We start from the raw sequence: 12,456 nt of genomic DNA, 5'->3' as shown, positions 1-12,456 counted from the left end.
TTTTATTAACTATATGAATTGTAATTATATTTACTTTTAAATTGAGACAACATGAGACAACAAACAGGGGTTTTGAGACAACATCAAATGGGAAAATAAAAGGACAGTACAGCAGAGGCATTATGAAAAAATTACTTAACTTACACTGTCAGAAAAAAAGAGGCTTCATGGGAATGCTGGTGAGGGAGTGTGCAAATGCGTGATATGCGGATGATACTCAACCAATGGGGCGCATGGGCGGGTAATGGGAATAGTGATGTTGACTGGTCACCCATTGCGGCCGGGTTCAAAGGTCTGGTTCCCAGTACCCGAAAGAGCCGTACACAATGTTGTGATGATGATGGGATTGCCATTGATGCGGCTGTTCTGCGATTGAAGAAGTACAACGCCTATTACTTCCAGTTAATCGTGATGCACTACATTAAAGCGCTGCCATTAAGGGCGATGGGAAATAAATTAGGCATTTCTCATAACGAAGTCGCTAAAAGATTGCAGGCTGCCGAGGGATTTATTGAAGGCGTTTTAGCAGTTTCCGGGATTATTTTGGAATTTGATAAATGCGTACAAAAAAAAGTCGTCAATCAGGTTGCGTAATTACAAAAGTCGATATATTGTGATAAGAGTGATAGCTATGTCACGTAGCTTATTAGCTTTTCTCGAATAGTGAGAAATAGTGACGTAGTGTTATCACAGGTTTATTTAATTTCAGACATTTTACCTCGCCATCGTGCGGGGTTTTTTATTGCCCTGTATTCAATAAAGGGTATTTGTCAGCAGTAAACTTCAAATTTACACTCCAGCGGATTACTGGCTTAGTGAATAGTCATATTTTATAATGCGATGCCCTATATTAATGCGTATTAATCATTGTGAGACCGCATCTCATTGAGATAAAAATCTGACCTAAGTAATATTAACTGGCTAGTTAGCAGTAGATGAAATGACCTTAAACTTTAACGATAAATAAGTGAGGAAATGATGTCTGACGTTAATAAGCTGGATAGTACACAGTGTTCGTTCAATCCTGAACAATATAAAGTCAAAGTCACAATTGAAAATGATACAGTTGCCCCAGTAGGCTCATTCCCGTGGGCGCTAATTCAGATGTATTTGAATAAAACTGTGCGACGTAAGGTTTGGCCTACCAACATGTATATTGGAATGTACACTGTTAATAATAACTCTAACATTCAAAATATTCAGGTGACTGGCGAATATGGTAACTCTGGGTTGGTTTCTTGGCAGCCAGGGCAAGATGACATGACATGGTGTGACTGGGAGCTTACTACATAAACTTCCGAATATACCTGCTTTTAAGTTTAAAATTATCCAAGGCTGCGCATGGCGTGGCCTTTGTCACATAACCTAAAAAAGTTATTTTGCATGAATTAGATACGAGCTAGAGTGTTCATCTGACGCAATTAGAACGGAGGTTAGATGAAACAGTTAGACTTACCACTTATTGCTCGTGAAGAGAACAACGTGGTAATAGCTCAGCGTGCGTATGATGGGTATATTAACGCAACGGCTATGTGTAAAGCTGCTGGAAAAAATTTTGCTGATTATTCTCGTTCAAAGAATACTAGTGATTTCATATCCGAGCTTTCAGTCGACATGGGAAATCCCATAACGGAATAAATTCAATCGGTTATAAATTCAAGGCTGCGCGTGGCGTGGCTTTTTTCATATCTGCCACCGCAATCACTCACAGAACCTCAGTATCGCTATTGCGGCTGGCAACCTATTAACTCACGTGAGGTGAATGATGATGAATGAAATTGATGAAGTTATTACGGGAATGATTTCAGAGAGAGATAAGCATTTGGCAGATCTCCAACATTTGGTAATGACTAGTGCTGCATGGGGTGTTAAAAAGGTTGATATTGATGTAACCAAAGCGGCTTTAATGGTGAAAATAACAGAAAAATTACTTCGTTCACAAATCTCATTGAGTAATGCCGAAGATCAGCGTTCTGTTATTGATTCAGTTTTGAATCCAAGTGTTTTGGGATACGGTATATCAGAAAAAAGTGAAACCGCTACAGCGATCTCACTTGAACTAAAAGAGAATTTATTTCAGGGCTTTTGCGCGAACCGCTGAAAGAATCCCCTGTGCAATACTAAGAGAATTTTGCCTCCTATTAAGAGAAAGACGTTCTTTCACTTCGTTCTCTATTTCCCAAATGAATGAATTGGCGTTTTCAGATTGCTTTGCCAGTACGGCAATCAGGGAAATCAGCACTGCCTCAGCAGCAACATCATAATCTGATGTTGACTCTGCAAGAGCTGTTCCTATTTCAAAAGATGCCATGTTTTTCCTTGTTCAGAGGTAATCAGCCATCCCTCTACTAGTTGATTGATTTTTGGCTGATCTAGCAGCTTACCTTAACTATCAACCTATTACTTTTAACCAACTCACAGGGGTAACCATCGTTCACCCCACGGACGCCCATTGTTCTAATGGGGTGGAATATGAAGATGAAAGAAAATCCTGATTTATGGGCTGACATGCTAAACGGCCTAAAAAACTCGTGGCCGCAGATATCCGGCTCAGTTTTGGCTGCATTGATTTGTTACGGACGCCTGATTTACGACGGGGTGGAACGCAAGAACCGTTGGGTAGAGGCGCTGCTTTGTGGTGCTTTGTCATGGAGCGTATCCAGCGGTCTGGAAATGTTCGGCATTCCTATCAGTTTTGCCCCTGCCATTGGAGGCGCTGTTGGATTTATTGGTGTTGAGAAAATCCGCGAGTTTGCTGTTCGTGCCATTAATAAACGGTTGGGGGATAAATAGTGAGCAGAGGCATTCGCAATAACAATCCTGGCAACATTCGCCACGGGGACAAATGGCAGGGGTTATGCAGCAGGCAGACTGATAAGTCATTCTGTCAGTTTATCGCACCAGAATATGGTATTCGGGCGATGCTCAAAATCCTGCGCAATTACAAACTCAAGTATGGCCATAACACCATCCGCCAGTTTATTTCTCGCTGGGCACCGGAGATAGAAAATGACACCGAGAGTTACATTGCCTATGTCAGCGATATGGTGGATATCTCTCGCGATGCGGTGATTGATGTTAACAATCAGCGTGTCATGACAGCATTAGTCAAGGCGATGATCCAGATGGAGAATGGCAAGCAGCCTTACCCCGAAGAAACATTCAAAAAAGCCTACAGCTTAATCTGAATCCTGAGCCTCGTATCTGCGGGGCTTCTTTTTATCTGCGTACTGACGTGCGCGAAACCCAATCATGAGCTTATAGAAATAGAGCCTGAGAATTATCGCCAGGTGGCGACCTCTCATGGGCGATATTTCTACGTCAGCAGGCTCTTATTTCTATAGGAATACGCAAGATGCATACAATTACAGTCCCTTTTTATGATGATGAACTTTATGTAGTGGAATACAACAATGAACCCTACGTGCCAATGAGACCTATTGTCGAAGGTATGGGGATGGACTGGGCAGGTCAATATACCAAGTTAAAACAAAGATTTAGTAAAGGTGTTGAGGAAATCTCAATACCTACAAAAGGTGGCTTACAATTAATGACCTGCCTTGCCCTTCGTAAGTTGGCTGGCTGGTTAGCCACGATTAGCCCCAATAAAGTTAAGCCTGAAATTAGGGATAAGGTGATCCGCTATCAGGATGAATGCGACGATGTGCTTTATGAATACTGGACAAAGGGTGTAGTGATTAATCCCCGTAAACGTAACGTGATGGAAGAACTAAATCAGGCCTGTGCTGAGTTAAAAAGAGACAAGCAGCTCGCTAGTGTGTTTGGTACGGGCCTTAATGCATGGAAGTCTGTCAGGCCTGAACATGAAAGCAAGATAAGGGGATTGGTCGGGCAAGCCACTGACTTAGTGTTGGATCTCGTTCTGACTGAAATAGGTAAGGGTAAAACAACACGCACTGAATAAGGTGGGTGATATGAAACTCAATAGCCAGTACTTCACTCTGGGTGCAATGGTGATTGTCGCTGGCCTGCTCTGGTTCTACTACAGTGAGTATCAGAACAAGGCCGAAGAATACCGTAGGTTAGAGCTACAGTATGACGAACAACTCGCCATCAACACCAACCAGCAAGCACGAATTCAGCAACTCCACGAGCTGGACACCAAACACACTCAGGAACTCGCCAATGCCCAGACTGAAATCGATACTTTGCGCGCTGATGTTGCCGCTGGCCGTCGCAAGCTGCGCATCAAAGCCGTCTGTCCCGTGTCTGAAACCGCTTCCTCCAGCAGCGTGGTCAATGACACCACCGTCGAACTCAGTAGAGAAGCTGGACAAGCTGTTCTCGATGTCCGAGAAGGCATTATCAACGACCGAGCAAAACTGAGATATTTGCAGGAGTATGTGAATGCTGAATGCAGAGGAAAAGATGGAAAACACTGACAAGGCATTAGCCGAACTAATTAACAAGACACTGTCTGGCATCGACGGCATGATAGGGTTTGGCAAAGATCAGCTGCCTGTGGTTATAGAACAATTGATGCTTTGGCAGCTATGGGTAAATGGTTTGTTGTTTATCTTGTTTCTGGCACTGGCGTTATTGGCTGGCTACATATGGAAGAGAGCGACAGAGAGCTATGTTTACAATGAAGGTGGCGTGTATATAGTTCTTTTTGCTGTTGTTTGTGCGCTTGGTTTTACCTCCCTACGTTGTGCGTTTACTGTCATTCAGATAGTTGTAGCACCCAAAGTCTGGTTAATTGAGTATGCGGCTGCGCTTATCAAATAGGCACGCCACCACCTCAGTATCATTTGTTCTGAGGTGGTGAATATCTTGAACTATCAGAAGTTATAATTTCCTGAACGCCTCAAATAAGTCATCACTCCTGCCGCTACAATATCGCTGTATTGGAGCTGGACAATCGTAGCAAAATCCACACTGACCCCATTGAGACCATTGACTATATAGGGAAGTATTGCTTGCTCGTAAATTCTCTGACTTATATCGCAGCGGTGGGGAAGTAAGGTTAATATTCGTTGGCTACGGCCGGCAATAGTACGAAGTTGTAAAGATGCACCATCTGCAATCAACGAGTCTACATTTCTGGAAACAAATCCTAATTCGTTGAGCAATGTATTTGTTCGATGGTAGGTACCACCAAAAACATGGGGATATTGAGCCCGTAAGTTACTGATTGCAATCGGTACACATAATGACGAGACACCAGCACGTTCAAACATGCGAATAGATTGTCTGAGTGTGTTATAAGCTGCTTGGTGAAACTGAGACATAATAATTCCCTCAAAGATTAGGTACAGCAACACATAAACCCATCTTCACCCAACAACAAGCGAATAATGCTTAACAATTAGTTACTCACTGAAACTAAACCCAATATTTTTGTACCCATTCCCTGAGTGGCTACAGAAATAACCCATGCTGCCACCCGTTCCCATCGCGTACCCAACGCTCACGGGATGGTGGCATTTTTATTTTCACTGCGCATTCACAGCGCCATTCTTTCAACGTCGAATCCAATCACTTTGATATGAGCCTTCGAGGAAGTCAGTTATAGCTGACGAGCTTCGACGGGCTGATTTCCTATGTGAACGAGGGTTCATTTCAAATGTAGGTAATACGTTATGAGTAACATCATTCTATTTGAATATGAAGGGCACCCTGTATTTTTCAATAGCGAAGGTTGGATCAATGCAACGGATATTGCTTCCAGATATGGAAAGAAACCAGCCAAATGGAAAGAGCTACCCAGTACTAAAAGTTACATAAAAGCTCTCGCAAACGCCCTAAACATGGGCAATGTCCGAAAATCGGACTTTGGTCTGATAGTAACTAAAAGAGGTGGTTTAAATCCCGGAACATGGATCCATCCAAAGCTAGCGGTTTTTTTTGCAAGATGGCTATCAGATGATTTTGCTGTTTGGTGTGATTTAAAAATTGATGAGCTGATTCGTAACCACCAACAACCTACATTCACTGACCAACGTATCAATGCCATCTTTCTTCTGGATAAACCCACCACATGGGAAAAGCGCTTCCAGCAACCTTTCTATCAAGCACTCAGCCGCATGTCAGGATTGCCCTACAACGGTCATGTTGGCGGCACCCCGTCATTGTTTGGCATGATCACCTCCAAGTGGGTGTATCAGGTTGTGCTGCCTGACTCAGTTTATGCTGAGGCAAGAGAAGCGGCTAAAGGCAGCGGGGACAAGATCCACCAATACCTGAAACCGGAAGCCCGGGAACTGGTCACAGAACAACTGAAAGCGGTCACTATATTGGCCAACGGCTGCGTGGACTACAAAGACTTTGAGGCACGTTGCGTTCAGTCATTTGGCAAGCCGGGTGAACAAGGTTGCTTAATCCTGCCGGTAGAACGGGAATTCAGTTATTCAGCGGTCAGGCATTAATTCCTTTGCGCTGGGTTATCGCCGTCTGTCGGTATTAGCTATGACATGTCTCCTTGCCATCGAGCGTACCGACAGAATCAAAAATAACCCATGCCCCCGAAGAAGACGGGTCATTATCAGCAACATCCGCTGTAGGCAGACGAAGAGATGTGACAGCCGGAGAGACGGCCTACATTGCCATCATGATTCAAGAGTCGTGATCGCCATGCAGAAAAGCAAAGTCCGATAATCGGATATTGGACGATAAATCACTTTCTGAATGTTTTTTCAGCATTTCATATCACCACAGTGCAAAAATTGTCGGGGTTATATCAACCCGCGCAGTTAATTATTCTGATTTGAGGAACAACCATGCCACAGAGCACATTCACCATCGATATCAAATACAACACTGAGGCATTAAGCCAACTGGAGTCACAGTTAGAGCATATCGCTGAACTGATGGAGCGCATTCATGGACGGCATGAGGTCGGCACGCAGCAGATGGAAAAACAATTTGGTATTGCAGGCAAGATCTTTGTGAAGTCGCCCACTATTGACTCTGCGAAGATAAATCAAGCCCGTGATGAACACCTCCGCCAGATAGTGCGCGAAGAGATACGCCAGTTCGTTGTCCGTGAGAGCGAGCGCGGCGGGTTGTTTTCGCGGTGGTGATGCCATGCCGCCTCGTATCCCCAGAGCCTGTCGCAAACGTGGCTGCCCTAAGACGACTACTGACCGCAGCGGCTACTGCCCTGACCATCTGCACACAGGCTGGCAATCTCACCAACAGGGCAAGAACCGGCATGAACGCGGTTATGGCAGCAAGTGGGACAAGTTGCGTGAACGGATCCTTAAGCGAGATAAATACCTGTGTCAGTCATGCTTACGACTTGGGCGAGCAGTAGAAGCCAAGACCGTTGACCACATCATCCCCAAAGCACATGGGGGAACCGATGCGGATAACAATCTATCCTCGATTTGCCATAGTTGCCATAAATTCAAAACAGCCCGCGAACGTCTAAAGCGATTCTAAATAATTAGAGGTGAATGTGACTGGATCAATTGATGCAGGATGTCTGCACGCTTGTAATAAACCCGCGATGAATATTTGCCGGGTTGAAGGTTGTGAATTAAAAGTACGTTCTCGCAATAGCCCTTATTGTGAAAAACACTACATGAGAGTGAGACGTCATGGTTCAACTGAAAGGCGTTCAACACTAAAACAGGGCAAGCTACAGCACTCTGGTGGTTACTTATTGGTATATGCACCCGATCACCCATTAAGGAGGAATAGCTGTAGAGTTTATGAGCATCGCGCCGTTTACTATCAGCATCATGGTGATGGACCATTCCGCTGCCATTGGTGTGAGTCTGTTGTGACATGGGATGATATGCATGTGGATCATCTTGATGATTGCAAAACGAATAATGCCCCAAAAAATCTTGTAGCCAGTTGTCCGACCTGTAACCAAAAAAGAGGGCACCATAAGGTAGCACGCGCTATGCGGCTACGCTCACATAGGCGATACACTGCTCATGGTAAAACGATGTGCTTAAATGAATGGGCTGGATACCTAGGCTTATCATTTGCAACCTTGCAATGGAGGTTAGATAGAGGGTGGGCAATAGAGAAGGTATTTAGCCCAAGGATAGGCAAGAGTGGCCCGCCTAGCAAACGGAAGCCGAAAGTATACAGTGACCAATTTCACATTTAGTTTCACGATAAAACCGTATCAACAGGAATGGTCATGAAGCGGTAGGGGGAGGTCAAATCTCTACCACTCTCACCCTTAAGGACCGCCGCCTTAGGTCTTTTTTTATACCCGCGAAAAATGAAATTTAAATCGGGTGTTTTTGTATCCCTTTTTCACTGTTTCCTGAATACAGGAGGTTCTGAGTATGGCCGGTACGGCGGGTAAGTCAGGCCGTCGCCCCAAGCCGACGGCACGAAAAGAACTGGCAGGCAATCCAGGCAAACGAAAACTGAACCGCGATGAGCCGACCTTCACACCGTTGACCGGCGTGTCACCCCCTGATTGGTTTGTGGAAAACGACTTACCGCTGGCGGTGGTGATGTGGGAGCTGACCAGTCAGGAATTGTGCGCGCAGGGGTTATTGTGTGTCACCGATCTGGCGGTACTGGAACGCTGGTGCGTGGCCTATGAGTTTTGGCGCCGGGCGGTTGCCAATATCGCCCGGCAGGGTAACTCCGTGACCGGAGCGACAGGGGGTCCCATCAAAAACCCAGAACTGACCGCCAAAAAAGAGCAACAGTCTGAGATGGATACCACCGGTTCGATGCTGGGGTTAGATCCCAGCAGTCGCCAGCGTTTGATCGGGGCGGCGGGTCAGGCCAAAAACGACAACCCGTTTATGAGGATGATTTCATCATGAGCCGTAAAGCCTACCCGAATGTCAATGCGGCCAACCAGTACGCCCGCGATGTGGTACGAGGCAAAATTGAGGCAGGCCGCTATGTCAGGGAAGCCTGTCAGCGCCACCTGGATAACCTGAATCAGGAAAAGACCAGGGTATTTAAGTACCGGTTCGATAAAGACCTGGCGGAACGGGCCGCCAAGTTTATTCAGTTATTACCCCACACTAAGGGAGAATGGGCGTTTAAGCGGATGCCTATTACGCTGGAGCCGTGGCAGTTATTTATTGTCTGCTCGGCGTTTGGCTGGGTGCATAAAGGCAGTCGGTTACGCCGCTTTCGTGAAGTCTATACCGAAATTCCCCGTAAAAATGGCAAATCTGCGATTTCGGCGGGGGTGGCACTTTACTGTTTTACCTGTGATGACGAGTTCGGGGCGGAGGTTTATTCCGGCGCCACGACGGAGAAACAGGCATGGGAAGTCTTCCGGCCTGCCCGGCTGATGTGTAAACGTACTCCAATGTTGGTTGAGGCATTCGGCATTGAGGTGAATGCGTCGAACCTGAACCGTCCGGCAGACGATGCCCGATTTGAGCCGTTAATTGGTAATCCCGGTGACGGCCAGTCCCCCAGTTGCGCCATTGTGGACGAATACCATGAACATGATACCGATGATCTCTATACCACCATGCTCACGGGGATGGGGGCGCGGCGTCAGCCCCTGATGTGGGCCATTACGACGGCAGGTTACAACATTGAAGGCCCCTGTTATGACAAGCGCCGTGAGGTCATTGAAATGCTGTCCGGCAATGTCCCCAATGAGGAACTGTTCGGGGTGATTTACACCGTAGATGAGGGGGACGACTGGACCTCACCGGCGGTGTTGCGTAAGGCCAACCCGAATATGGGCGTATCGGTTTATGCTGATTTTTTACTGAGTCAGCAGCAACGCGCCCTGAATAACCCGCGTTTAGCCAGCGTGTTCAAGACCAAGCACTTGAATATCTGGGTCTCTGCGCGGGAGGCTTACTTCAATATGGTGAGCTGGAAACAGTGCGAAGATACCTCACTGACGCTGGAGCAGTTCGAGGGGCAGCCCTGTTTTCTGGCCTTTGACCTCGCCCGTAAGCTGGATATGAACAGCATGGCACGGCTCTTTGTGCGTGAGATTGACGGCAAGCGGCATTTCTACAGTATTGCCCCGCGGTTCTGGGTGCCGTATGACACCGTTTACAGTGTAGAGCAGAATGAGAATCGTCGCAGTGCTGAACGATTCCAGAAGTGGGTGGAAATGGGGTTACTGACCGTCACGGAAGGCGCCGAAGTGGATTACCGTTATATCCTGGAAGAAGCCAAACTTGCCTGCCATCTGAACCCGGTTAATGAAGCCCCGATTGATCCCTATGGGGCGACAGGATTATCCCATGCCCTGGCGGATGAGGGGATTAACCCCATTATCGTGACCCAGAACTTTACCCATATGAGTGATCCGATGAAGGAGCTGGAGGCGGCTATCCAGTCCGGTCGCTTCCATCATGACGGCAATTCGATACTGTCCTGGTGTATCGGTAATGTGGTGGGAAAAACCCTGGGCGGCAATGATGACATTGTGCGCCCTATCAAGGAACAAAAGGACAGCAAAATTGATGGCGCCGTCGCCCTGATTATGGCGATGGGGCGTGCCATTTTACACGAAGAACCCGACTTTCTTTCTAACCTCGACCCGGATGACCTGTTAATGTTATGAAAAATTTACTGATTGATATCACTGCACTGACGGGCGTCGGGGCGGTGCTGGCAGGCTGTTACCTGAAATACGGGTTGGCAAATACCTTGATTATTGGTGGCGGTCTGTTGATTGCCTATGCGCTGGCGGTCGCCAGAAGGGGGAAACATGCTGCTTGATGCCCTGTTTCGCAGTGAACCGCTGGAAAACCCGAAAACCCCGCTGACGACCGAAGCGGCGGATTATGACGGCCTGTTTAATGCTGATGTGTATGTCAGTCCCGAAACCGCCATGAAACTGGCCGCCGTGTATGCCTGTATCTATGTATTGTCCTCGTCGGTCGCTCAGATGCCGTTGCATGTGATGCGCAAGACGGGGCAATCGGTGGAAATGGCCCGTGACCATCCGGTGTTTTACCTGGTGCATGATGAGCCGAACCTCTGGCAGACCAGCTATAAATGGCGGGAGCTGAAACAACGCCATATTCTCGGCTGGGGGAATGGTTACTCATGGGTAAAACGTAACCGCCGCGGGGAGGTGACCACGATTGAGGCCTGTATGCCGTGGGAAACCACCTTGCTCAACACGGGCGGGCGCTATACCTATGGCGTGTATAACGAAGACGGCAGCTTTGCGATTAGCCCTGATGACATGATCCACATTCGCGCCCTGGGTAATAACCGAAAAATGGGCTTAAGCCCCATCCTGCAACATGCGGAAACTATCGGTATGGGGATGAGCGGGCAGAAATACACCAGTGCCTTTTTTGGCGGCAATGCCCGTCCGGCGGGGATTGTTTCCGTTAAGGGAGAGATGAAGCCGGAGGGCTGGGAACGGCTCAAGCAACTGTGGAAAAAAGCCGCTGCCGCCCTGCGTAGTGAGGAAAATAAGACCTTGCTGATCCCGGCGGAACTGGATTACAAAGCCCTGACGGTTTCCCCAGTCGATGCTCAGCTTATCGACATGATGAAACTGAACCGTTCCATGATAGCCGGTATCTTCAATGTGCCCGCTCATATGATCAACGACTTGGAGAAGGCAACTTTTTCCAATATCAGTCAACAGGCCATTCAGTTTGTCCGCTATACGGTGATGCCGTGGGTGACAAACTGGGAACAGGAGCTGAACCGCCGTCTGTTTACCCGTCAGGAGCGGTTGGCCGGATTTTATGTGCGGTTCAATCTGGCGGGACTCTTGCGGGGTACCCCCCAGGAGCGCGCTCAGTTCTACCATTTTGCTATCACCGATGGCTGGATGAGCCGCAATGAGGCCCGTGCCTTTGAAGACATGAACCCAGTTGAGGGACTGGACGAGATGTTGGTCAGTGTCAATGCGGCTCACCCTACTAACCCGACTCCACCCAAACAGGAGGATAAAACTGATGTGTGACAGGGAAATGCGCTGTTACCCCGGTGAGGTGCGCACAGAAACACAGGAAAACCAGCCGACGCGCATTGTCGGTTACGGTTCGGTGTTTAACAGTCGCTCTGAGCCGCTCTGGGGCTTTCGTGAAATCATCAAACCCGGTGCCTTTGATGAGGTACTGAATGACGATGTGCGCGGGCTGTTTAACCATGACCCCAACTTTATTCTGGGGCGCAGCACCGCTGGCACCTTGTCGCTCTCTGTGGATGAGCGCGGGCTGCAATACACCATTCAGGCTCCGGACACCCAGACTATCCGCGATCTGGTCTTGGCCCCTATGCAACGGGGTGACATTACCCAGTCGTCCTTTGCCTTTCGGGTCGCCCGTGACGGCGATCACTGGTACGAGGATGAAGAAGGGATCGTTATCCGGGAAATTAGCCGCTTCTCTCGTTTGTATGACGTGAGTCCGGTCACCTATCCGGCGTATCAGGAGGCGGATTCTGCTGTGCGCTCGCTGACCGCATGGCAAGAAGCTCGCGCCAGTGGCGATTTAACCAAAGCTATCAATCAAAAACAGGCCCGTGAACGCCTGCTAACTTTACTCAATATTTAGGATG

At 47.7% G+C, this 12,456-nt stretch carries 19 protein-coding genes; 17 read left to right on the top strand and 2 right to left on the bottom strand.

Features of this window, described 5'->3' with window-relative positions:
- Positions 1–195 precede the first annotated feature (195 nt).
- The 4 genes from ACSJJG_RS11680 to ACSJJG_RS11665 all read left to right on the top strand — a co-directional run bounded on the left by ACSJJG_RS11680 (position 196) and on the right by ACSJJG_RS11665 (position 2,101).
- Entirely contained in the window at positions 196–594 is a 399-nt protein-coding gene (locus ACSJJG_RS11680; RefSeq protein ID WP_189760819.1) for an antiterminator Q family protein, read from the top strand.
- A gap of 381 nt (positions 595–975) precedes the next feature.
- A complete protein-coding gene (locus tag ACSJJG_RS11675) occupies positions 976–1,293 on the top strand; it encodes a Thoeris anti-defense Tad2 family protein (protein ID WP_282885616.1) in 318 nt (105 codons plus the stop codon).
- 144 nt (positions 1,294–1,437) lie between these two features.
- Positions 1,438–1,638 carry a KilA-N domain-containing protein gene (locus ACSJJG_RS11670; protein WP_189760817.1) on the top strand — a complete coding sequence of 67 codons (201 nt, stop codon included), beginning with the start codon at positions 1,438–1,440 and terminating at the stop codon, positions 1,636–1,638.
- Between the two features lie 124 nt (positions 1,639–1,762).
- Complete coding sequence (locus ACSJJG_RS11665; RefSeq protein WP_282885465.1) at positions 1,763–2,101, top strand: hypothetical protein; 339 nt, start codon at positions 1,763–1,765, stop codon at positions 2,099–2,101.
- On the opposite strand, the gene ACSJJG_RS11660 is transcribed toward ACSJJG_RS11665, so the two are convergent.
- Positions 2,072–2,311, bottom strand: a complete 240-nt coding sequence (locus tag ACSJJG_RS11660) for a hypothetical protein (RefSeq protein ID WP_189761445.1) — start codon at positions 2,309–2,311, stop codon at positions 2,072–2,074. The two genes, ACSJJG_RS11665 and ACSJJG_RS11660, sit on opposite strands and share 30 nt — an antisense overlap.
- 161 nt (positions 2,312–2,472) lie before the next feature.
- On the opposite strand from ACSJJG_RS11660, the gene ACSJJG_RS11655 reads away from it, so the two are divergent.
- The 5 genes from ACSJJG_RS11655 to ACSJJG_RS11635 all read left to right on the top strand — a co-directional run bounded on the left by ACSJJG_RS11655 (position 2,473) and on the right by ACSJJG_RS11635 (position 4,749).
- Positions 2,473–2,793 (top strand): phage holin, lambda family, encoded by a 321-nt coding sequence (locus tag ACSJJG_RS11655; protein WP_399494378.1) that lies wholly within the window; start codon positions 2,473–2,475, stop codon positions 2,791–2,793.
- Entirely contained in the window at positions 2,793–3,188 is a 396-nt protein-coding gene (locus ACSJJG_RS11650) for a structural protein (protein WP_193836453.1), read from the top strand. Before ACSJJG_RS11655 ends, ACSJJG_RS11650 begins: the two co-directional genes overlap by 1 nt.
- 167 nt (positions 3,189–3,355) lie before the next feature.
- Positions 3,356–3,925: a phage antirepressor N-terminal domain-containing protein gene (locus tag ACSJJG_RS11645; protein WP_189761327.1), complete on the top strand. Its 570-nt coding sequence runs from the start codon at positions 3,356–3,358 to the stop codon at positions 3,923–3,925.
- A 10-nt stretch (positions 3,926–3,935) separates the two neighbouring features.
- Positions 3,936–4,403, top strand: coding sequence for a lysis protein (locus ACSJJG_RS11640; RefSeq protein ID WP_189761328.1), 468 nt, complete (start codon positions 3,936–3,938; stop codon positions 4,401–4,403).
- Complete coding sequence (locus ACSJJG_RS11635) at positions 4,369–4,749, top strand: hypothetical protein (protein WP_189761326.1); 381 nt, start codon at positions 4,369–4,371, stop codon at positions 4,747–4,749. Before ACSJJG_RS11640 ends, ACSJJG_RS11635 begins: the two co-directional genes overlap by 35 nt.
- A gap of 53 nt (positions 4,750–4,802) precedes the next feature.
- On the opposite strand, the gene ACSJJG_RS11630 is transcribed toward ACSJJG_RS11635, so the two are convergent.
- Positions 4,803–5,252, bottom strand: coding sequence for a hypothetical protein (locus ACSJJG_RS11630; protein WP_189761325.1), 450 nt, complete (start codon positions 5,250–5,252; stop codon positions 4,803–4,805).
- A 351-nt stretch (positions 5,253–5,603) separates the two neighbouring features.
- Between ACSJJG_RS11630 and ACSJJG_RS11625 the strand changes: the two genes are divergently transcribed.
- The 8 genes from ACSJJG_RS11625 (at position 5,604) to ACSJJG_RS11590 (ending at position 12,452) form a co-directional block, all read left to right on the top strand.
- On the top strand, positions 5,604–6,389 hold the full coding sequence (locus tag ACSJJG_RS11625; protein WP_189761313.1) for a KilA-N domain-containing protein: 786 nt from the start codon (positions 5,604–5,606) through the stop codon (positions 6,387–6,389).
- Between the two features lie 351 nt (positions 6,390–6,740).
- Positions 6,741–7,043, top strand: a complete 303-nt coding sequence (locus tag ACSJJG_RS11620) for a hypothetical protein (RefSeq protein ID WP_189761314.1) — start codon at positions 6,741–6,743, stop codon at positions 7,041–7,043.
- 4 nt (positions 7,044–7,047) lie between these two features.
- Positions 7,048–7,404, top strand: coding sequence for an HNH endonuclease (locus ACSJJG_RS11615; protein WP_189761315.1), 357 nt, complete (start codon positions 7,048–7,050; stop codon positions 7,402–7,404).
- A gap of 866 nt (positions 7,405–8,270) precedes the next feature.
- Positions 8,271–8,765 (top strand): phage terminase small subunit P27 family, encoded by a 495-nt coding sequence (locus ACSJJG_RS11610; RefSeq protein ID WP_189760953.1) that lies wholly within the window; start codon positions 8,271–8,273, stop codon positions 8,763–8,765.
- The gene (locus ACSJJG_RS11605) at positions 8,762–10,492 is read left to right on the top strand and encodes a terminase large subunit (protein ID WP_189760954.1); all 1,731 of its coding nucleotides are present in this window, start codon (positions 8,762–8,764) and stop codon (positions 10,490–10,492) included. The genes ACSJJG_RS11610 and ACSJJG_RS11605 overlap by 4 nt, the downstream gene beginning before the upstream one ends.
- The gene (locus tag ACSJJG_RS11600) at positions 10,489–10,650 is read left to right on the top strand and encodes a hypothetical protein (RefSeq protein WP_189760955.1); all 162 of its coding nucleotides are present in this window, start codon (positions 10,489–10,491) and stop codon (positions 10,648–10,650) included. The genes ACSJJG_RS11605 and ACSJJG_RS11600 overlap by 4 nt, the downstream gene beginning before the upstream one ends.
- Complete coding sequence (locus tag ACSJJG_RS11595) at positions 10,640–11,860, top strand: phage portal protein (RefSeq protein ID WP_189760956.1); 1,221 nt, start codon at positions 10,640–10,642, stop codon at positions 11,858–11,860. Before ACSJJG_RS11600 ends, ACSJJG_RS11595 begins: the two co-directional genes overlap by 11 nt.
- On the top strand, positions 11,853–12,452 hold the full coding sequence (locus ACSJJG_RS11590; protein WP_189760957.1) for an HK97 family phage prohead protease: 600 nt from the start codon (positions 11,853–11,855) through the stop codon (positions 12,450–12,452). The genes ACSJJG_RS11595 and ACSJJG_RS11590 overlap by 8 nt, the downstream gene beginning before the upstream one ends.
- The last annotated feature ends 4 nt before the right edge of the window (positions 12,453–12,456 follow it).

Source organism: Xenorhabdus sp. SGI 60, from assembly GCF_056632175.1.
The sequence above is the reverse complement of the archived record's forward strand: the minus strand, read 5'-3'. Positions and strand labels throughout refer to the sequence as shown.

Bases quoted from the DNA above. Each gene is read 5' to 3' on its own strand.
- ACSJJG_RS11600 (WP_189760955.1), top strand. From the start codon at position 10,489: ATGAAAAATTTACTGATTGATATCACTGCACTGACGGGCGTCGGGGCG.
- ACSJJG_RS11620 (WP_189761314.1), top strand. From the start codon at position 6,741: ATGCCACAGAGCACATTCACCATCGATATCAAATACAACACTGAGGCA.
- ACSJJG_RS11595 (WP_189760956.1), top strand. From the start codon at position 10,640: ATGCTGCTTGATGCCCTGTTTCGCAGTGAACCGCTGGAAAACCCGAAA.
- ACSJJG_RS11590 (WP_189760957.1), top strand. From the start codon at position 11,853: ATGTGTGACAGGGAAATGCGCTGTTACCCCGGTGAGGTGCGCACAGAA.
- ACSJJG_RS11665 (WP_282885465.1), top strand. From the start codon at position 1,763: ATGATGATGAATGAAATTGATGAAGTTATTACGGGAATGATTTCAGAG.
- ACSJJG_RS11645 (WP_189761327.1), top strand. From the start codon at position 3,356: ATGCATACAATTACAGTCCCTTTTTATGATGATGAACTTTATGTAGTG.
- ACSJJG_RS11630 (WP_189761325.1), bottom strand. From the start codon at position 5,252: ATGTCTCAGTTTCACCAAGCAGCTTATAACACACTCAGACAATCTATT.
- ACSJJG_RS11675 (WP_282885616.1), top strand. From the start codon at position 976: ATGATGTCTGACGTTAATAAGCTGGATAGTACACAGTGTTCGTTCAAT.
- ACSJJG_RS11640 (WP_189761328.1), top strand. From the start codon at position 3,936: ATGAAACTCAATAGCCAGTACTTCACTCTGGGTGCAATGGTGATTGTC.
- ACSJJG_RS11670 (WP_189760817.1), top strand. From the start codon at position 1,438: ATGAAACAGTTAGACTTACCACTTATTGCTCGTGAAGAGAACAACGTG.
- ACSJJG_RS11660 (WP_189761445.1), bottom strand. From the start codon at position 2,311: ATGGCATCTTTTGAAATAGGAACAGCTCTTGCAGAGTCAACATCAGAT.
- ACSJJG_RS11680 (WP_189760819.1), top strand. From the start codon at position 196: ATGCGTGATATGCGGATGATACTCAACCAATGGGGCGCATGGGCGGGT.
- ACSJJG_RS11635 (WP_189761326.1), top strand. From the start codon at position 4,369: ATGCTGAATGCAGAGGAAAAGATGGAAAACACTGACAAGGCATTAGCC.
- ACSJJG_RS11625 (WP_189761313.1), top strand. From the start codon at position 5,604: ATGAGTAACATCATTCTATTTGAATATGAAGGGCACCCTGTATTTTTC.
- ACSJJG_RS11615 (WP_189761315.1), top strand. From the start codon at position 7,048: ATGCCGCCTCGTATCCCCAGAGCCTGTCGCAAACGTGGCTGCCCTAAG.
- ACSJJG_RS11610 (WP_189760953.1), top strand. From the start codon at position 8,271: ATGGCCGGTACGGCGGGTAAGTCAGGCCGTCGCCCCAAGCCGACGGCA.
- ACSJJG_RS11605 (WP_189760954.1), top strand. From the start codon at position 8,762: ATGAGCCGTAAAGCCTACCCGAATGTCAATGCGGCCAACCAGTACGCC.
- ACSJJG_RS11655 (WP_399494378.1), top strand. From the start codon at position 2,473: ATGAAGATGAAAGAAAATCCTGATTTATGGGCTGACATGCTAAACGGC.